Source organism: Subtercola endophyticus (genome assembly GCF_021044565.1).
Lineage (GTDB): Bacteria > Actinomycetota > Actinomycetes > Actinomycetales > Microbacteriaceae > Subtercola > Subtercola endophyticus.
Genome location: NZ_CP087997.1, coordinates 179,902 through 199,760, shown reverse-complemented (window position 1 = coordinate 199,760; position 19,859 = coordinate 179,902). Strand labels below are relative to the sequence as shown.

Annotated in this window: 16 protein-coding genes; 5 read left to right on the top strand and 11 right to left on the bottom strand. The window is 66.0% G+C overall.

All coding sequences use genetic code 11. From position 1 onward, the window contains the following. Positions 1–18: 18 nt before the first annotated feature. A complete protein-coding gene (locus tag LQ955_RS00975) occupies positions 19–1,239 on the bottom strand; it encodes an NADP-dependent isocitrate dehydrogenase (protein ID WP_231026382.1) in 1,221 nt (406 codons plus the stop codon). Between the two features lie 178 nt (positions 1,240–1,417). Here LQ955_RS00975 and LQ955_RS00970 point away from each other — a divergent pair, with 178 nt between their 5' ends. The 3 genes from LQ955_RS00970 to LQ955_RS00960 are packed head-to-tail and all read left to right on the top strand — an operon-like array spanning position 1,418 to position 2,639. Further along, positions 1,418–1,870: a GNAT family N-acetyltransferase gene (locus LQ955_RS00970; protein ID WP_231026381.1), complete on the top strand. Its 453-nt coding sequence runs from the start codon at positions 1,418–1,420 to the stop codon at positions 1,868–1,870. Positions 1,871–1,893: 23 nt separating this feature from the next. Continuing rightward, complete coding sequence (locus tag LQ955_RS00965) at positions 1,894–2,220, top strand: MGMT family protein (protein WP_231026380.1); 327 nt, start codon at positions 1,894–1,896, stop codon at positions 2,218–2,220. 8 nt (positions 2,221–2,228) lie between these two features. Then, on the top strand, positions 2,229–2,639 hold the full coding sequence (locus LQ955_RS00960) for a hypothetical protein (protein WP_231026379.1): 411 nt from the start codon (positions 2,229–2,231) through the stop codon (positions 2,637–2,639). A gap of 48 nt (positions 2,640–2,687) precedes the next feature. On the opposite strand, the gene LQ955_RS00955 is transcribed toward LQ955_RS00960, so the two are convergent. The 9 genes from LQ955_RS00955 to sucC form a co-directional block, all read right to left on the bottom strand. Then, complete coding sequence (locus LQ955_RS00955) at positions 2,688–4,502, bottom strand: ABC transporter ATP-binding protein (protein ID WP_231026378.1); 1,815 nt, start codon at positions 4,500–4,502, stop codon at positions 2,688–2,690. After that, positions 4,499–6,271 carry an ABC transporter ATP-binding protein gene (locus LQ955_RS00950; protein WP_231026377.1) on the bottom strand — a complete coding sequence of 591 codons (1,773 nt, stop codon included), beginning with the start codon at positions 6,269–6,271 and terminating at the stop codon, positions 4,499–4,501. Before LQ955_RS00950 ends, LQ955_RS00955 begins: the two co-directional genes overlap by 4 nt. A gap of 190 nt (positions 6,272–6,461) precedes the next feature. Then, positions 6,462–7,670, bottom strand: coding sequence for a dimethylargininase (gene ddaH, locus LQ955_RS00945; protein WP_304961264.1), 1,209 nt, complete (start codon positions 7,668–7,670; stop codon positions 6,462–6,464). 62 nt (positions 7,671–7,732) lie between these two features. Next, entirely contained in the window at positions 7,733–9,376 is a 1,644-nt protein-coding gene (gene purH, locus LQ955_RS00940; protein WP_231026376.1) for a bifunctional phosphoribosylaminoimidazolecarboxamide formyltransferase/IMP cyclohydrolase, read from the bottom strand. Continuing rightward, entirely contained in the window at positions 9,373–9,969 is a 597-nt protein-coding gene (gene purN / locus LQ955_RS00935) for a phosphoribosylglycinamide formyltransferase (RefSeq protein ID WP_231026375.1), read from the bottom strand. Before purN ends, purH begins: the two co-directional genes overlap by 4 nt. 9 nt (positions 9,970–9,978) lie before the next feature. Next, on the bottom strand, positions 9,979–11,319 hold the full coding sequence (locus LQ955_RS00930) for a cell division protein PerM (RefSeq protein ID WP_231026374.1): 1,341 nt from the start codon (positions 11,317–11,319) through the stop codon (positions 9,979–9,981). A gap of 13 nt (positions 11,320–11,332) precedes the next feature. Further along, positions 11,333–11,893 (bottom strand): hypothetical protein, encoded by a 561-nt coding sequence (locus tag LQ955_RS00925; RefSeq protein WP_231026373.1) that lies wholly within the window; start codon positions 11,891–11,893, stop codon positions 11,333–11,335. 144 nt (positions 11,894–12,037) lie between these two features. Next, positions 12,038–12,940, bottom strand: a complete 903-nt coding sequence (sucD, locus tag LQ955_RS00920; protein ID WP_231026372.1) for a succinate--CoA ligase subunit alpha — start codon at positions 12,938–12,940, stop codon at positions 12,038–12,040. Positions 12,941–12,952: 12 nt separating this feature from the next. Continuing rightward, positions 12,953–14,122, bottom strand: a complete 1,170-nt coding sequence (gene sucC, locus LQ955_RS00915; protein ID WP_231026371.1) for an ADP-forming succinate--CoA ligase subunit beta — start codon at positions 14,120–14,122, stop codon at positions 12,953–12,955. A gap of 235 nt (positions 14,123–14,357) precedes the next feature. Between sucC and LQ955_RS00910 the strand changes: the two genes are divergently transcribed. Together LQ955_RS00910 and LQ955_RS00905 are read left to right on the top strand one after the other, a co-directional pair. Then, positions 14,358–16,370 (top strand): hypothetical protein, encoded by a 2,013-nt coding sequence (locus LQ955_RS00910; protein ID WP_231026370.1) that lies wholly within the window; start codon positions 14,358–14,360, stop codon positions 16,368–16,370. Beyond that, on the top strand, positions 16,342–17,151 hold the full coding sequence (locus LQ955_RS00905) for an oxygenase MpaB family protein (protein ID WP_231026369.1): 810 nt from the start codon (positions 16,342–16,344) through the stop codon (positions 17,149–17,151). The genes LQ955_RS00910 and LQ955_RS00905 overlap by 29 nt, the downstream gene beginning before the upstream one ends. A gap of 131 nt (positions 17,152–17,282) precedes the next feature. Here LQ955_RS00905 and LQ955_RS00900 read toward each other — a convergent pair whose 3' ends face one another. After that, the gene (locus LQ955_RS00900; protein ID WP_231026368.1) at positions 17,283–19,814 is read right to left on the bottom strand and encodes an ATP-dependent helicase; all 2,532 of its coding nucleotides are present in this window, start codon (positions 19,812–19,814) and stop codon (positions 17,283–17,285) included. Positions 19,815–19,859 lie beyond the last annotated feature (45 nt).

Sequence of the window (19,859 nt, the reverse complement as noted above, 5' to 3'; positions counted from 1 at the left end):
GCCAGCGCGGCTAGCGAATCAGCTCAGCCGCGTCGCGAGGTTCTCGGTGAGCGTCGCGAGGAACTCCTCCGTGGTCTGCCACTTCTGGTCAGGCCCGACGAGCAACGCGAGGTCTTTCGTCATGGCACCCGACTCGACCGTCTTGATGACGACGTCTTCGAGCGTCTCGGCGAAGGTCGCCAGCTCGGCGTTGTCGTCGAGCTTCGCGCGGTGGGCAAGCCCGCGGGTCCAGGCGTAGATCGAGGCGATCGGGTTGGTCGACGTGGGCTTGCCCGCCTGGTGCTGGCGGTAGTGCCGGGTCACGGTGCCGTGAGCGGCCTCGGCCTCGACGGTCTTGCCGTCGGGGGTGAAGAGCACGCTCGTCATGAGGCCGAGCGAGCCGAAGCCCTGCGCCACGGTGTCGCTCTGCACGTCGCCGTCGTAGTTCTTCGCGGCCCAGACGTAGCCGCCCTCCCACTTGAGCGCCGCAGCGACCATGTCGTCGATGAGACGGTGCTCGTAGGTGATGCCCGCCTCGGCGAAAGCGGCAGCGAACTCGTCGTCGAAGACCTCCTGAAAGAGGTCTTTGAAACGGCCGTCGTAGGCCTTCAAGATGGTGTTCTTGGTGGACAGGTACACCGGGTACTTGCGGTTCAGGCCGTAGCTCAGCGAGGCGCGGGCGAAGTCGCGAATCGAGTCGTCGAGGTTGTACATGGCCATGGCCACACCCGAACCGGGCGACTGGAAGACCTCGAACGACTGTGGCTCGGCGTCACTGCCTTCTTCGGGCTGGAACGAGATGGTCAGCGTGCCTTTGCCTTCGAAGCGGAAGTCGGTGGCCTTGTACTGGTCGCCGAACGCGTGACGGCCGACGATGATCGGCTTGTTCCAGCCGGGCACCAGGCGCGGGATGTTCGAGATGATGATGGGCTCACGAAAGATGGTGCCGCCGAGAATGTTGCGGATGGTGCCGTTCGGGCTCTTCCACATCTTCTTCAGGCCGAACTCTTCGACGCGGGCCTCGTCGGGAGTGATGGTGGCGCACTTTACGCCGACACCGTGCTTCTGAATGGCGAGCGCTGCATCGACGGTGACCTGGTCGTTGGTCGCGTCGCGGTGCTCGATGCCGAGGTCGTAATATTCGAGGTTGATGTCGAGGTACGGGTAGATGAGCGTGTCTTTGATCGACTGCCAGATGATGCGAGTCATCTCGTCTCCGTCGAGCTCGACGACGGTTCCCTCAACATGGATTTTCGACATTCAATCTCCTTACCGCGAAAGGGCCTCGTGGGCCCGAAAACAAAGCCAAGGAGTAGCTTACCCGCATTCAGAACTATCTTGACATAGAGACAGTTTGACACTCAGATTCTGCACCGATCCACAGGTTGCACACGCTCACCCTGTGGCGCCTGCGAGCGCCGCCCAGTAGCCTGTGATCATGGCTGAGTTGAGACTTGAAGAATTGTCGGCTAGCAATATCGTTGCCGCCAACACGCTGACGTTGAAGCCCGGGCAAGAGCAGTTCGTCGCGCCCGTGTCGCATTCGATCGCCGAGGCCTACGTCAATCCGTCGACCGCATGGCCGCGGGTCGTTCTTGATGGCGACGAGGTCGTCGGCTTCATCATGGGCAACTTCGACCCCGACAGCCCGCACGACGAATTCCGCGGCTGCATCTGGCGCATGAACGTCGCCGCGACCGCACAGGGCCGCGGAATCGGCCGGTTCGCGGTGACGGCACTGGCCGACGAAGCGCGTTCGCGCGGCTTCGATCGGCTGACCGTGATGTTCGAGCCCGGCGACGAAGGCCCCGAGGCGTTCTTCTTGGCGGTCGGCTTCGTTCCGATCGGCGAGACCCAGTTCGGCGAGACGATCGCCGCACTCACCCTCTGAACTGAGATCCTGAGCCCGCGCACGTGTCCGACGCCCCCGCCGACGACTTCGGAGCGCTCGTCCTCGAGATCGTCGACGCGATTCCACCGGGCCAGGTGCTGAGCTACGGCGATGTCGCAGCGCTGCTCGGGTCGCGCGCCGCCAGAGCCGTGGGCACCGTCATGGCGCGTTCGGGTGGGGGTCATCCCTGGTGGCGCGTGGTACGCAGCGGCGGGCATCCACCCCGCGGCCTCGAAGCGGATGCCCGGCCGCACTACGACGCCGAACACACCCCGCTTCTAAGCTCGTCTACAGGTTTGGGCTACCGCGTCGACTACGCTGTGGCAATGTGGAAACCGGAGAATCTGTGAAGCGACGTGTGCTGGTAAGTCTGTCGCTGGCCGTTGCCGCATCGTCTTTGTTCTCGGGCTGCGCCATCGCGAACGTCGTCGCTCCGCCGTTCCAGGCGGCTATCTACGCCTCACCCGCCGACGCGGCGGGCGTCACGGGTGCCGTGGCGCTTCCGTCGTGGGTTCCCGCCGATGCCACGAACATTCGAATCAAGACCGACGAGACGAAGAACGCCACCATTCTGACGTTCAGCCCCGGGGCCACGCCGATTCAGTACACCCCCTGTGCTGCCGGCAGTGACCCGACCGTCAAACAGAACACGACGGCGGGGCTCGACGAGACGTGGTGGCCGCAATCGGTCGACCCTGCCGGCGTGGTGTGCACGGGGGCATGGCACATCTTTCCCCTCAACGGGGCCTGGTACGGCTGGACGCCGTAGGCCCGCGAAGGCCTCCGGCGACTCAGCCCGAACGCTCACACCAGCGGTTCACACCAGCGACTGCCGCCACGACGCGTGCAGCTGCGCGAACCGGCCCGTTCCGCCGATCAGCTCGGCCGGTGTACCGTCTTCGACGATTCGGCCCTGCTCCATGACCAGCACGCGGTCGGCGATCGCCACCGTCGAGAGCCGGTGGGCGATGATGATGGCGGTGCGGTCGGCGAGCAGGGTCTGCAGGGCATCCTGAACCAGCCGCTCACTCGGAATGTCGAGTGACGCCGTGGCTTCGTCGAGAATCAGCACCGCGGGGTCGGCGAGAAAGGCCCGCGCGAACGAAATGAGCTGGCGCTGCCCGGCCGATACCCGGCCGCCGCGCTTGTTCACGTCGGTCTCGTAGCCGTTCGGCAGGGCCTCGATGAACGGATGCGCGCCCACCGCTTTCGCCGCCGCGATGATCTCGTCAAGAGAAGCGCCGGGCTTGCCGATGGCGATGTTGTCGGCCACCGTTCCCGAGAAGAGGTACGCCTCCTGGGTCACCATCACGATGGCGCGCCGCAGGTCTTTGGGGTGCAGATCGCGAAGGTCGACGCCGTCGAGCAGCACTCGGCCATGCGTCGGGTCGTAGAACCGTGAGATGAGTTTCGCCAGGGTCGACTTGCCCGCTCCGGTCGAACCCACGAGGGCGATCGTCTGCCCCGGCGGAATGCGCAGGGTGAAGTTCGACAGAATGACACGGCGGTTCTGGTAACCGAACTCGACCTCGTCGAAGTCGATCTCGCCGTTGGAGTGATAGAGGTCGACGGGCTTCACCGGATCGGGAACGCTCGGCTGCTCTTCGAGCACACCCGAGATCTTTTCGAGCGCCGCAGCTGCCGACTGGTAGGAGTTGTAGAACATCGCCATCTCCTCCATCGGGTCGAAGAAACGTCGTGTGTACAGAACCGCGGCGAGCAGCACACCGACCGCGACTTGGCCGTCGACAACGCGGAAAGCGCCCACCAACAGCACGACGGCCACCGTCACGTTTCCGATGAGCACCAGCCCCGGGTCGAAGATGCCGAACAGACGGATGACCTTGGCATTCGACGAGCGGTAATCCTCGGTCAACTCGGCGAACTCGGCCTCGTTGCTCTTCTCGGTGCGAAACGCCTGCACGGCGCGAATTCCGGTCATGGTCTCGACGAACTTCACGATCAGCTTCGCCGAGGCGGTTCTCGTGAGGCGGAACAGCGCCTGCGAGCGCAACTGGAACCACCGCGTGAGCACAAGCAAGGGCACGAGCGACACGACCAGAATGACCCCGCTCGCCCAGTCGAGCGCGAACAGCGCGATGCCGATGAACAGCATGTAGAGCAGCCCCTGCACGAGCTGGTTGATGCCCGAATCGAGCAACTCGCGGATGGCGTCGAGGTCGCTCGTCTGGCGCGAGATGATGCGGCCCGACGTGTACGTCTCGTGAAACTCGAGACTGAGCTTCTGCGTCTGCACGAAGACACGTTTGCGCAGATCGAACAGAATGGCCTGCGAGATGCGCGCGGTGAGCACGGTGAACCACGAGATGAGCACCGCGCCGACGATGCCTGCCAACAGGTACGCGATGCCGGCGAAGGCCACGGGCATCCAGTCGTTCGCGAGCAGGGCGGGCAGGCCGCTGTCGATACCGTAGGCGATGAGGGCGGGGCCCGCGACCTGCGCGGCCGTGCTGATGACGACCACCGCGAGGCTCACGATGAGGCGCGAGCGCTCGGGGCGCAGCAGAGATCCCAGCAGGCGCACCGAACGTTGCCTGATCTGCTTGCTCTCGGCGCGGGTGAAGTCGTCGCGCTCTTCTCCCCCGACACCAGAAACGGCCGTCTGGCTCATGCGGGCACCTCCTTCTCGTGGTCGAAACTCGAAATGACGAACCGGTAGTGATCGTTCGACGCCAGCAGTTCACTGTGGGTGCCGACAGCAGTCACGCGCCCGTCTTCAAGAAGCGCCACCCGGTCGGCGAGCGACACCGTGGAAGGGCGATGCGCCACGATGAGAGCGGTTGTCGACACCAGGATGCGGCGCAGCGCCTCTTCGACACGGGCCTCGGTATCGACGTCGAGCGCCGAGAGAGGGTCGTCGAGCACCAGCACCCTCGGTTTGGCCGCGATGGCCCGCGCGAGCGCGAGCCGTTGACGCTGGCCGCCCGACAGGCTGAGGCCCTCTTCGCCCACGCGCGTGTCGAGACCGTCGGGCAGCTCGTACACGAACCCGGCCTGCGCGATCTCGAGCGCCTCGGCGACATCGGCATCGCTGGCGTCGGGCCGGCCGAGAACGACGTTCTCCCGCACGGTCGCGCTGAACAGCGTCGCGTCTTCGAACGCCATCGCGATGTTCGTGCGCAGTTCGGTGCGCGTCAGTTCGCGAATGTCGACGCCGTCGAGCTTGACCGATCCCGAGCTCACGTCGTACAGCCGGGTGGTCAGGGCGGTGAGCGTCGTCTTGCCCGACCCCGTGAGGCCGACCAGAGCCATGGTCTCTCCCGGCTCGATGACCAGGTCGACTCCGTTCAGCAGATCGGTGAACCGGTCGGGCGCATCTTGATAGCGGTAGTGCACGTCGTCGAACGTGAGTTGACCACGCGGGTTCGGGATGATCGTGGGATTCTCGGGGTCGGTGATGGTATTGACCGAGTCGAGCACGTCGAAGAACCGTGCCGTCGCCGTTTTCGCGTCGAAGGTCATCGCCAGAAAGTAGCCCATCGACTCGACCGGAAAGAGCAGTACGGTGCCCGTGGCGAAGAACGCCACGAGCTCACCCACGGAGGTCTGCCCGGTCGAGGCGAGCCAGACGCCGACGACCAGGCACGCGGCGAACGCCACATCGGGGATGAGCAGCAGCCACAGCCAGATGCTGGCCACGGCCTTGGCCTTCTCGATCTCGGTTCCGCGCAGCTGCTCGGCCTGCCGTTCGAACTTCTTGAGGGCGAACGACCCCCGGCCGAACGCCTTGAGCACACGGATGCCGTGCACCGACTCTTCGACCGCGGTCGCCAAGTCGCCCACCTGGTCTTGACTACGCCGGGCGGCCTCGGAATACCGGCCCTCGAACACATAGCTGTAGGCCAGAACCGGAATGGAGGCGACGAGAAAGATGAGCCCGAGCACCCAGTTGATGCTGATGAGAATGGCGAACCCGATGAAGATGGTCACCACGTTCACGACCATGATCACGATGCCGAACGAGATCCATCGCCTGATGAGGTTGAGATCGCTGACCGCCCGCGAGAGCAGCTGGCCGCTCGGCCACCGGTCGTGAAAGGCCACCGGGAGGTCTTGCAGGTGCGTGTAGAGGCCGTTGCGCATGCTGGCTTCGACGTGCGTTCCCGGCGTGAGCACGAGCACTCGGCGCAGCGCGATGAGAATCGCCTCGAGCACACCGAGCGCGAGCACCAGCAGCACGACCGGCCAGATCTGCGAGGAATCACCGTCGGCGAGCGGCCCGTCGATCAGCACCGCGAGAACCTGCGGAATCGCCAGCGAGACGAGGCTCGCGGTGAGCGAAACCGCCATGGCTCCGTAGATGCGGGGCATCGCCGGTTTGGCGTAGACGTACAAGCGAGCGAGCGTACGGAACGTCGACTGGCCTTGTGGGGCAGGCATAAACGGGGTCCTCAACAACAGAAGGTGGATGCGTGTGGGGTTTCGCCCTCGTGGGGCTGAGAGTTTCTGGGCAGCCTTGAAGGCTACACACAGAGTGCGCCGTGGCGCAAGTTTCGAGCGGGCATCCACTTTGCGAAAAGGCCCCCAAAACCCGCGTCTTCGGGGCCTTTTCGCAAAGTCGAAGGGCGGGTCAGCGCACGCGAACAGAGAGGCAGGTGACGCAGCCCTCGAGCTTTTCGTACTCGCTGATGTCGACGGAGATCACGCGGTAGCCGAGGTTCTCGATGAGTTCGGCGGTCTTCGGCGCCGACGCCGCCATGAGCACGGTATCGTCGGTGAGCTTCACCACGTGAGCGCCGCCCTCCTCGGGCACGCTCAAGAAGCGGTCGAAGATCTTCGGGTCGTCGACAAGCGGCAGATAGCCGATCACGGTGCCGTCGGGCAGCGCAGTCACGGCGCTCTTCAGGTGCAGCACCTTCGTCAGCGGAACCGCCACGACCGTGTAGCCGAGCGCTGCGACAATGCGCCGAAGCTGATGGATGCCCTCGGCGTTCGTGCGCCCGCTGCGCCCGACGTAGACCGTGCTGCCCACCTTCAGAACATCGCCGCCGTCGAGAGTGCCGGGCACCGCGATGCGGGCGACCTGCAGCCCCACCTCGCGCACGGTCTTCTCCACCGCCTCGGTTTCGGCGATGCGGTGCTCACTACCGGGGCTCGTGATGACGGCGACGTCTCCGAATATCACCACGGCGTCTTCGACGAACACCGAATCAGACAGATCGTGAGCCACATCGACCTCGACGGTCTCCCACCCGTTCGTCTCGAGCACCGAAACGTACGATTCCCACTGCTCTTCGGCCAGATCGAAGTCGATGTCGCTCTTCTCGATGTGGGTGACGTGACCGTCGGCGAGAGTGGCGGGCGGACGGCGGATGATCGCGACTCGGCGTTCGGCGGCGAAGGGCTGCTGGGCATCCTCTCGGTCGATGCCGAAGTAGACGCGTCGCCCGATGGTCACCGAAGCGAGAATCACCACGAGAATGAACACGAGATTGATGCCGACCAGCGTGCCGATGAGGTAGTCGATCACGGGGCCATCGAGGGCGTTACCGGCCGCGAGAACCGGAATTCCCGTGCCGACCAACGCGCCGAGTACACCCGAGACCAAGCCGGCGATGAGCGCCAGATACCAGCGACGATAGGCGCCGATCCAGGCGAAGATCGCCGAGAACAGCAGCACGAACAGCGTCTGCGGAACGAAGAACGAGTTCACGACGCCGAACACCGATGCGTCGAAGCCCTTCACGATGAAGAAGGCCAGCAGCATCGCGACGTGCGCGATGGCGGCGACGACGACCGCCGAGACGATCGACGCGACAATGGTGCGGGGCCTGAACATGATGGTCGACTCTCTGTTTGGTTGCAATGACTACTCAGCGAAAACTCATCAGTGAAAACTCATCAGTGAAAGAAGTGGCGCTCGCCCGTGAAGTACATGGTGATTCCGGCAGCGTTCGCGGCCTCGATCACCTCGTCGTCACGCACCGAACCGCCAGGCTGCACCACGGCCTTGACGCCGGCGTCGAGCAGAACCTGCAGCCCGTCGGCGAACGGAAAGAAAGCGTCTGAGGCTGCGACCGAACCGGATGCCCGGCTGCCGGCCCGCGTGACGGCCAAGTGACACGAGTCGACCCGGTTGACCTGCCCCATTCCGACCCCGACAGACGCCCCGTTCGAGGCCAGCAGAATCGCATTGGACTTCACCGAGCGGCACGCCTTCCAGGCGAACTCGAGGTCGGCGAGGGTTGCCGCGTCGGCGGGCTGGCCGGTGACGAGCTTCCAGTTCGCCGTGCTGTAGCCCACGAACGAGTCGGCCTGCTGCGCCAGCAGGCCGCCGCTGATCTGCTTGAGTTCGACAGAGGGGCGGGCGTATTCGGCCGGCAGGCGCAGAATACGCAGGTTCTTCTTCGTCTGCAGCAGCTTCAGGGCGTCCGCTTCGAAATCGGGCGCGACCAGCACCTCGGTGAAGATGTCTTTCACGGCCTCGGCCATGCCGAGCGTGACCGTGCGGTTCGCCGCGATGACGCCCCCGAAAGCCGAGACCGGGTCGCACTCGTGCGCCCGCAGGTGGGCCGACGCGATGGGGTCGAGAGCGGTGGGTGACGCGACGGCGATTCCGCAGGGGTTCGCGTGCTTGATGATGGCGACGGCCGGAGCTCTGAAGTCGAACGCGGCGCGAAGGGCGGCGTCGGCATCGACGAAGTTGTTGTACGACATCTCTTTGCCGTGCAGCTGGGTGGCCTGAGCGATTCCGCGGCCGTTGGGCTCGAGGTAGAGGGCGGCCGACTGGTGCGAGTTCTCGCCGTACCGCAGCGTGTGCGAGAGCGAGACGCTACGCTCGATGAGCTTCGGGTACCCGGAGGCAGGCAGCGGCGCGGTCGGGTCGAAGACGCCCTCGACCGGCAGCGAACTTGCACCGAGCTGCTCGGCGAACCAGGTCGCGACGGCCGTGTCGTAGGCGGCGGTGTGCGCGAAGGCGGTTGCCGCGAGCTTGCGGCGCGTGGCGAGCGAGGTGCCGCCCGACTCGAGGGCTTCGAAGATCTGCGGGTACGTGTTCGGCGAGACCGCGATGGCCACGTTCGCGTGATTCTTGGCCGATGCGCGCACCAGCGCCGGGCCGCCGATGTCGATCTGCTCGATGACGTCGTCACCCTCGGCGCCGCTCGCGACGGTCTCGGCGAACGGGTACAGGTTCACCACAACGAGCTGGAACGCCTGAATTTCAAGCTCCTGCAGCTGAGCGATGTGCGACTCGAGCCTGAGGTCGGCGAGGATGCCCGCGTGCACCGAGGGGTGCAGCGTCTTCACTCGGCCGTCGAGCGACTCGGGAAAGCCCGTGATCGAGCTGACCTCGGTGACCTCGAAGCCTGCGGCGGCGATGGTCTTCGCGGTCGAGCCGGTCGAGACGATCTCGACGCCGGCGGCGGAGAGCGCGGCAGCGAGCTCGACGAGACCGGATTTGTCGCTGACCGAGACGAGGGCGCGCTTGATGGGAACGAGGTCGCGGTGGTGAAAAAGCGAAGGATCGTGTTTGGGGCCGCTCATGAGACTGTCTCCTGTTGTTCGGTAGTGATGTGAGCCGTGGCGATGTCGGCGACGGCCTCGACCAGCAGACTCCGCTCGACGATCTTGATGCGCTCGTGCAGGTCGTGCTCGGTGTCTGCCGACAACACGGGCACCGCCCGCTGCAACAGCACCGGTCCGGTGTCGACGCCCTCGTCGATGATGTGCACCGTGACACCGGTCTCGCTGACACCGGCGGCCAGGGCATCCCGAACCGCGTGCGCGCCCGGAAAGGCGGGCAGCAGTGCCGGGTGGGTGTTGATGAGGTTCGGCGAGAGGGCGGCCACGAAGCGGGGCGGCAAAATGCGCATGAAACCGGCGCACACCACCAGATCGGGCGACCAGCTCTGAACGTGCGTCAGCAGTTCATCGCCCCACGTCGCTCGATCCGCGAACGCGGTCGGCACGACGGTGAACGTGGGCACGCCGAACGCCTCGGCGTGCTCGAGCCCGGGTGCGTCGGTATCGGAGCCGACGGCGACGATGCGCGCCGGAAAATCGGCGTCTGCAGCGGCCTCGAGAAGCGCGCGGAGGTTCGACCCTCCGCCCGAGATCAGAACGACAATCGAGAACACCCTGAAAGCTTAGCGGGGCTCTGTCGCCTTCTCCTGTGAGCCGTTCGCTCGCGCTTGCGTGGTCGGCTCTTCGGTGGCTCGAGCTTTGGCCGGCGACGGCGTTGTCGCCGATGCCGATGCCGACGCCGACGTGTCGGCAGACCCCCGTCGCCGCAGGCCGTTGGCGATGAGCCCGATCGACGAGGTGACGGCGAAGATCACCAGCGCCCAGACGAACACGGCGCCAGGATTCGGCCCCACGTCGGCGAGGCGCCCCGGCCCGAGCTCACCGCCCGAGACGGCCGCGAGCAGGGCCAGAATGGCCGCCGCCACGATGCCCATGCCGACACCTGCGCCGAGCATCCGGCCGGCTTGCCGCAGCGAGAACTCGCCGGGCTCGTTCAACCGCGAGCGCAACGCCGCCGACACCACGAGCCCGATGACCACCGGCACGATCAGCGCCGCGTAACCGAGCACCGAGCTCTGCGGCAGTGCGCCGAAGACCGGCAACGACGGAATGAGGCCGACCTGGGTGCCCAGCGGCGAGATCGACGAACCCGTGCCGAGTGCGAACCCGGGGCCGAGCAGCCAGCTCGCGGCCCACACGGCGAGGTTCGGCATGAAGGCGATCTGGCCGAGGGTGAGCGCGGCACCGCCCGCGATGCCCGACTGCAGCGACTCGTAGAGCGAGACGACCGTGGAATAGTGGATGACCAGCAGCAGCGCCACGACCAGGCCGCCGACCGCCACCATCGCCGTCGCGATGATCGCTCCCCCGCGCAGCGCCAGCGCGGTGAGCGAGCGCACCTCGTCGGAGAGCACATCGGTGACACGGAGAAGCCGCTCGGCGAGAGGAGACTGCAGACGCACCAGGGTGCTCCACGCACCGGCGACGGCGCCGAGCGCATAAAGCGCCGGAACGAACACGATCGCCTGCCAGAACGGCGCCGCGGCGGTTGTCGACTGCGCGCTCTGCCAGACGAGCGCGGCCAGCACGAGCACGGTGACGACACCCACCACCGCGCCGAACACCGGGTAGGGCGACTGCCCCAGGCGCAATCCCGAGCGGCGGCCGAGAACCACCGTGAGCAGGGCGAACCCGAGAGGCGCAATGCCGATGACGAACGGCACGGCGGCCTGTTCGAGACCGAGTTGGGCCGCGGTCTGGGGGTCGATGGTGATCAGCAGGTCGACACCGTTGCCGAGCATCCAGAAGTCCGTCGAGGCGCGCCAGAAGGCGGTCCAGTCGACGGCGAGATCGAATTGCGCGGCCCAGAGAATGGTGAGCATCACAAGCGGAATGCCGACGCCGATGGCGACGCAGAGCAGCGCGTCGAGTGCGGCGAGAACGGCGGTGGTGGGGCGATTCACGTGGTGGGTCGATTCAATGGAAAACGATCTTGAGCAGAATGACGAAAAGGCCGAGCAGCCCGGTGACGAGCGATGCCAAGATGCGAGCCCACCAGGTGCCGCCGCGATCGGCTATGGCGAGCCAGCCGAGTGCGGCTAGCAAGACCACGGGAATCCAGAGCGAAATGCGATAGGCGGTGCCCTCGTCCATGACGCCGAGAGCGCCGAGCAACAGAAAGAAACACGGCACGATAGCGGAGTACAGGAGCCCTGCCGCCGAATTCAGACTGTGCTTCAGGGAGGCGAGCATCGGCAGGCCGACCGATTTCGGAGTGCCGTAGTGGGCGATGCCCTCGGCGAACACGTGAGCGATCCAGAACACGATAACTGTGCCGAGGGTGGTGATGAGAATGTCGAGGTCTTTTTCGTCATCGGCCGCTGTGCCGATGATCGCGCTGACGAGAAGGGTGCCGTAGATGGCCTGGGGAGTGACGAGGCGGGCACGAGTGCTTCGATAGGACGAGAGGTGTTCGCCCCGGGCATCCACCGCGCCGTCGGGCTGGCCCTCGGCAGAGAAGGGCGTATCTGCGCTCACGCTGTGGCTCCGATCATCATCAGTACAAACGTAACGGCCCTCCACCGGAATGGAGGGCCGTTACGTGCGGGTGGCGCAACTGCGGCACCCGATTGCTCTCGCGGCGAGAGTGGATGCTCGGGCATCCGCTCTCGCCTGACCGAACTACAGCGCGGCGTAGACCTCACGCAACAGCGCGGCGGTCTCGCTCGGCGTCTTGCCGACCTTGACTCCGGCTGCCTCGAGGGCCTCTTTTTTGCCCTGAGCGGTGCCCGCACCGGCCGAGACGATGGCGCCGGCGTGGCCCATGGTCTTGCCTTCGGGAGCGGTGAAGCCCGCCACGTAGCCGACGACCGGCTTGGTGACGTTCGCCTTGATGAAGTCCGCGGCACGCTCTTCGGCGTCGCCGCCGATCTCGCCGATCATGACGATCGCCTTCGTCTCGGGGTCGGCCTCGAAGGCGGCGAGCGCGTCGATGTGCGTGGTGCCGATGATGGGGTCGCCGCCGATGCCGATGGCGGTCGAGAAGCCCAGGTCGCGCAGCTCGTACATCATCTGGTAGGTCAGGGTTCCCGACTTCGAGACGAGGCCGATGGGGCCCTTGCCGGTGATGTTCGCGGGCGTGATGCCGACGAGAGCCTCACCGGGCGTGATGATGCCGGGGCAGTTCGGTCCGATGATGCGGGTCTTGTTGCCCTTCTGCTTGGCGTAGGCCCAGGCCTCGGCCGAATCCTGCACCGGAATACCCTCGGTGATGATGACCAGCAGCGGAATCTCGGCGTCGATGGCCTCGATGATGGCGTCTTTCGAGAACGCCGGCGGCACGAACGCGATGGAAACGTCGGCACCGGTCTTCTCGATGGCCTCGGCCACGCTTGCGAACACCGGCAGCTCGACGGCAGAACCGTCTGCCGCGGTGTGGCTCACGGTGGTGCCGGCCTTGCGGGCGTTGACACCGCCCAGCACCTGAGTGCCGGCTTTCAGCATGAGGGCCGTGTGCTTGCTGCCCTCACCGCCGGTGATGCCCTGCACGATGACCTTGGAGTCCTTGTTCAGAAAAATCGACATGTTGTTCTTCCTCTACTTCGCCGCTGCGGCGAGCTCGGCGGCCTTGTCGGCGCCTTCGTCCATGGTGAGGGCCAGTGTCACGAGCGGGTGCGCCGCCTCCTGAAGAATGCGGCGACCCTCCTCGACCTTGTTGCCGTCGAGTCGCACGACCAGGGGCTTGGTGGCGGTGTCGCCGAGCACCTCGAGGGCACCGACGATTCCGTTGGCGACGGCGTCGCACGCCGTGATGCCGCCGAAGACGTTGACGAACACGCTCTTGACCTGCGCGTCGCCGAGAATCACATCGAGACCGTTGGCCATGACCTGAGCCGATGCTCCGCCGCCGATGTCGAGAAAGTTGGCCGGCCGCACGCCGCCGTGCTTCTCACCGGCGTACGACACGACGTCGAGCGTCGACATCACCAGACCGGCGCCGTTGCCGATGACACCGACCTCGCCGTCGAGCTTGACGTAGTTCAGGTTGAGCTTCTTGGCCTTCGCCTCGAGCGGATCGGCCGCCTCGGCGTCTTCGAGCGCTTCATGGTTCGGGTGACGGAAGTCGGCGTTCTCGTCGAGCGAGACCTTGCCGTCGAGGGCGATGATGTCGCCCTCCTTCGTGAGCACGAGCGGGTTGACCTCGACCAGCGTGGCGTCTTCGCCCTTGTACACGTCCCAGAGCTTCACGAACACCGGCGCGACTTTGTCGACGAGTTCGGCGGGGAATTTCGCCTCGACCGCGATCTTCGTGGCGGTCTCGAGATCGATGCCCGCGATGGGATCCACCTCGATGCGGGCCAATGCTTCGGGGCGCTCGACGGCGAGCTCTTCGATCTCCATGCCGCCCTCGTAGCTGGCGAGCGAGAGGTACGAGCGGTTGGCCCGGTCGAGCAGCACCGAGAAGTAGAACTCCTTGTCGATGTTCGCGCCGCCCGCGACCATGACGCGCTTGACGACATGGCCCTTGATGTCGAGGCCGAGAATGCTCTTCGCCTTCTCCTCGGCGTCTTCGGGTGAGAACGCCACCTTCACGCCGCCGGCCTTGCCGCGGCCGCCGATCTTGACCTGGGCCTTGACGACCGTCACACCGCCGAGCTTCTCGGCGGCAGCCTTCACCTCTTCGGGTGTGTCGGCGATGATGCCTGGTAGCACCGGTACGCCGTAGCTCTCGAACAGGTCTCTGGCCTGATATTCAAATAGATCCACGCTTGCTCATCCCATCCGCGCGCCGCCGCAGCACGCGCGCGTTGCCTGGTTTTTAGAAAAGAGAGGTAGCCGGATGAGACTCTCAATATGTCTTGAGATCGAGACATCCAAACCGTCATACAGCCTACTATCCACAGTTGACGACCCTTCACAGCTGTGCACAGAGTGACGTTTTTCTCACGCAGTGGATGCCCGGCGGCACCACGGTGGTGGCATGAAACGAATACTTCTTCTCTTGTCTGCGTGTCTCACGGGCTGCCTCACCGTCGGCCTTGTCTGCGCGACCATGGTCGGCACGCTGTTCCTCAGTGCCGGCTCCGCTTCCGCCCTCGCCGCTCTCGGCCACGGGGTCGGTTACCTCTCTGCCTCCGACGGGCGCTCTTGGATCGGCTCTCACACCCTGGCTGACGGGAATGCCGGTCTGTGTCTGGAGGTCACCAAAAGTCCCCCCGAGGGGCACGACTACAGCTACGTCGACGGAGTCGAGACGGGGCGCTTCGGCGTCGACGATTCGGCTCGACTCGCCTTCGTGGGTCGGCACTTCATAACCGGTACGACCGATCGTGAGCGAATGGCGGCGGCACAGCTGGCCGTGTGGACCATCAGCGGGCTCGGCTCGCACGATCAGTGGTACTACGCCCTGCGAGCGAACGAAGATCGCGGTGCGGTGCTGGCGACCGCCCGGCAGATGCTGGTCGACCTCGACAAGCCGTTCGGCGCGTCGAGATCCGTGTCGGCGAAGGTCTCGCTCTCCCTCGCCCCCGATCATCCGTCGACCGTCTCGACCGAGCTCGTCGTCGACTTCATCGGCGGCGGGCCCACCACCATTCCGGCTGGCCAGAACGGGGGAACCCTCACGTTGACGGGCGCTCATTTCGCCGACGGTTCCACACGCATGGTCGTTCTGAACGGCGTCACCATTTCTGTCGAGGCCGACTCGGGCACGGCCCTCAACGACGTTTCGGCCGACGTCACTTTCCCGAACCTGCCGTACGGCGACAACTTCTCGGTGGCGCAAGGCCCGCCCGACGCCCAGGTGCTGCTGGTGCCCGGCCGAACCGTTACGAACGCGAGCGCTCACGCGCACGCAGGCGATGTCTCGCCGCTGCCGTTCAAGCCCATGGTCACGACGCAGGCAAGTACGCAACTCGCCGACGTCGGTGCGTCGGTGTACGACCACCTCGAGCTCGGCCTCGACCCGGGTTCGGTCAAAGCGCCCAAGGCGACAGCATCGATCGCCGCGTCGCCCGACAGCTCGGCAGCACCGAGCGGCGCGGCCCCCACGAGCTCGGCGCCACCGAGCGGCGCAGCCCCCACGAGCTCGGCACCACCGAGCGGCGCGGCGCTGCCGAGCTCGGCACCCGACAGTTCGGCGCCCGAGAGCGCGGTGCCCGAGAGCGCGGTTCCCTCGGCCGGCTCGGTCCCCGAGAGCTCGGCCCCCGAGAGCTCGGAGCCGTCCGCCAGCTCGGCACCCGACAGTTCGGCGCCTTCCAGGGCTACCCCGCAGAGCTCGCAAACCGGCGCGACAGTGACGACAGACACGGCGACAGACGACGGCGACGACCAATCGCTCTCGACGCCGAGCGTCGCCGGGCCGTGGCTTAACGAGTGGGGAGTGTATTCGGCGCCCGACGGGTCGTTGCAGCCGGTACCGGTCACGATCACCAGCACGCTGCTGGGGCCGTTCGCGAACCAGCCTTCCCCCTCTGCCACCGTTCCGGCCGGTGCTCACGTCGTGTGCACCGTCGACCGGGTCGCCGACCATGGCCCTGGCCGGTACTCGAGCCCAGACTGTGTGCTGCCGGCTGCCGGCTACTACGTCTGGGTCGACACCATCGATCCGGCAAAGACATCGACGGCGCAGGGCGGAGACCGCATCGCGGCCTTCAGCTCGAGCTTCGCGGAGGCGGCAGAGTCGACTCTCGGTCAGGTACCTCCGCCACCGCCGGCGACTCCGACCCCCACCCCGAGCCCCGCTCCGGCCTCGCCGGGCCCGACGCCTCCGAACAGCCCTTCGTTCAGCCCACCCGCGCCCGCCGTCGTGCCGCCGAGTACACCGCTGGCGGCGGCATCCGGTGGCTCCGCAGTGCTCGCCGAGACCGGGCGCGCTCTGGCGGCCGGCGCGCCCTGGGCGATCTGGGCACTCCTTGCAACGGCGATCGGATCGACGGTCATCACGCTCGGGTGGATGCACAGGCGTCACCGCTTAGGCTCGAAGCATGAGCGTGTTCACCGACCTCGCCGCTGAAGCTGTTCTGCTGGCCGGCGGCGGGCGGGCGATTCTGCTACAGATCGCTGATCCCGCCGTCGGCGCGGGAGTGGCTCGGCACAGCGACTTCGCGAACCGTCCGCTCGACCGCTTCGCCAACACCGTCACGTACGCTTACGCCACCGTCTTCGGCACCCCCGCCGAACTCCGCGCCGTGATCGACCGCGTCAACCGAGCTCACGGTCCCGTGCACAGCCCTCGCTCCCGCCGCACGGCCACCGTCGGGGCCGCGCCTGTCACCGGGGCGGCGGCGTACGACGCGTTCGATGCGGCGAAGCAGCTGTGGGTGGCGGCAACTCTCTATCAATCGGCCGCCACGGTGTACGAGAAGGTGTTCGGCGCACTCGATGCCGACGATGCAGAAGACGTCTATCAGCAGTACGCGGTGCTGGGCACCGCCCTGCAGGTTCCCCGCCGGCTCTGGCCCGCCACGCTCGCCGATTTCGACGTCTACTGGGCAGATGCCGTCGCTGCCCTGGCGGTGAGCGACGATGCGCGTCGTGTCGCGAGCGACCTCCTGCATCCCCGTACAGCTCCACCCTGGCTGCGAGTAGTGATGCCCCTGGTTAGGCTGGTAACCACGGGACTACTGACGCCCGAGCTGCGCCGGGCCTTCGTGCTGCCCTGGAACGAACGCCGCCAGCGCCGCTTCGACCGGGTCTTCGCGCTGGCGTCGGTCGTGTATCCGCACTTGCCGCAGATGCTCCGCCACCTGCCGCGCGACCGCTACATGGCCCGCCTGCGTCGCTCCTTAGCCTGAGCATCCCTCCCCCGACCCCGTACTTGTGCGATCGAGCTACGAGTTTGTGCGGGTGGCGAAGTGCTCCACCCGCACAAACTCGCAGCTCGATTGCGCGGCTCAGGCGTTCAGCGGCTCAGGCGTTCTGCGGCTCAGATTTTTTCGATGGGGGCGATCTTGATGAGGAGCTTCTTGGCGCCGGCCGCGTCGAAGGCCACGTGGGCGACCTTCTTGGTGCCCTCGCCTGTGACCGCACTCACGCGGCCCTCGCCGAAGTCGGCGTGGCGGATGCGGTCGCCCGCGTGCAACTCGAGGTCGCCGTTGTCGCGCACCTGCGCCGTGACGCGGTTCGGCCACTCGGCCTTGACCCGGGGCTCGCCGTACTCACCCCCACGATCACGATCGCGGAACGACAGCGAATCGCTCGCCCGAATTGCGCTGCGCGAGTTGTACCCGCCGCCCGGCCGACTCGAGTTGAGCGCACGCGGCTGCGTGCCACCACGCGAATTCGCCATGCCCGGCGACTGCTTCCAGTCGATGAGATCGGCCGGAATCTCTTGCAGGTACCGGCTCGGCATCGCCACGGCGGTCTCGCCGTACTGCGCCCGCGTCATGGCCAGCGACAGGTAGAGCCGCCGCCGGGCGCGAGTGATTCCCACATAGAACAGTCGCCGTTCCTCGGCCGGGCCACCCGGCTCCGAGGCGGACATGCGGTGTGGCAACAAGTCTTCTTCGACGCCGGTGAGAAAAACGGCTTCGTACTCGAGCCCCTTCGCCGTGTGCAGCGTCATGAGAGAGACGGTTCCGCTCGTGTCGTCGAGTTCATCCACTGCCGCCACCAGAGACACCTCGGTGAGAAAATCGATCAGCCCGCCCTCGGGGTTGTTCTTCTGAAACTCCTTCGTGACCGCCACGAGCTCTTCGACGTTCTCGGCGCGCGCTTCGTCTTGTGGATCACGGCCCGCGCGCAACGTCTGCACATATTTACTGCGTTCGAGCAGCAGCGTGAGAATCTCTGAGACCGTCGCCGCACCCTCGGGCCGCTCGGGGTCGAGCATCTCCGTAGCCTCGTCAAGCAGGTTCGCCAGGTCGAGGATCGCTCCCGTCACCTTCGGCCCGAGGCCGAGATCGGATGATCGCCGCATCGCCTCGCGATAACTGACGTCGTTGTTCTCGGCGAACACCGCGAGCGCCGTCTCGGTGGCGGGCCCGATTCCGCGCTTCGGCGTGTTCAGAATGCGCCGCAGAGCAAGGGCATCGCGCGGGTTCGCGACCGCGATCAGGTACGCCAGAACATCCTTGATCTCCGCGCGTTCGTAGAACCGCGTACCGCCGAGCACCCGGTACGGCACGGCCGAACGGATGAAGATCTCTTCAAGCGCACGCGTCTGGGCGTTGGTGCGATAGAACACCGCAATATCTTTGTATGCCGTGCCCTCGTCGTGCAGCTTGCCGATCTCGTCGGCCACGAACTGCGCCTCGTCGTGCCCGCTGTAGCCCGTGAATCCGGTGATCTTGTCGCCGTCGCCGATGTCGGTCCAGAGCTTTTTGTCTTTGCGGTCGAAGTTGTTCTGAATCACCGCGTTCGCGGCCGCCAGAATGTTCTGCGTCGACCGGTAGTTCTGCTCGAGCAGCACGACGGTGGCACCGGGAAAGTCGCGTTCGAACTCCACGATGTTACGAACATCCGCCCCGCGAAACGCGTAGATCGACTGATCGCTGTCGCCGACCACGGTGAGCGAGGCACCCGGCAGCCCGGCGGTGCGCTGGCCCGACTGCTGACCAGACGCCTGGATGCTCGCCTCATCACCCTCGCCCACCGGACGAGTCAGCTCGTGAATCAGCGCGTACTGCGCGTGGTTGGTGTCTTGGTATTCGTCGACCAGAATGTGCCGGAACCGCCGCCGGTAGTGCTCCGCCACGTGCGGAAAGGCCCGGAACAGAAACACGGTCTGCCCGATGAGGTCGTCGAAGTCGAAGGCGTTCGCAGCGTTCAGGCTGCGGGTGTACTGCCGAAAGATCTCGACGAACATCTCTTCTTGCGGGTCGTTGAAGTTCGCCGTGCGCGCATAACTGTCGGCGTCGGCGAGTTCGTTCTTGAGCTTGGAGATCTTGCCCGCGACACCCGCAACGGTGAACCCGTAGGTGTCGGCCGAGAGGTCTTTGATGATGCGCTTGATGAGCGTGCGCGAGTCGTGCGAGTCGTAGATGGTGAAGCTCTTCGTGAAACCGAAGTTCTCGGCCTCGCGCCGCAGAATACGCACGCACGCAGAGTGGAACGTCGAGATCCACATGCCGTCGGCCACCTGCCCGAGCAGCGCGCCGACCCGCTCGCGCATCTCGGCGGCGGCCTTGTTCGTGAACGTGATGGCCAGAATCTGGCTGGGCCACGCCTCTCGGCTCTGAATGAGGCTGGCAATGCGATGCGTGAGCACCCGAGTCTTGCCCGAACCCGCCCCCGCCACGATGAGCAGGGCCGGCCCGCGGTATTCGACGGCGGTGCGCTGCTCGGGATTCAGCCCGACGAGCAGCGGATCTTCGGTCTCGCCGGCAGCACCCGGCCCCGCCCCCGGATGCCCCGGCTCGCGCCCGTCCAAGATAATCGGCACGCTCGACGGCCGGTCTGCGCCGGTTTTGCCGGGGCGCACGGCGGTTCGATCCTGCGATTCGTTGAGCGTGGTCATGTGGCTTCAATTCTACCCGCCCGCCTCTGACATCGGCTCCGAACT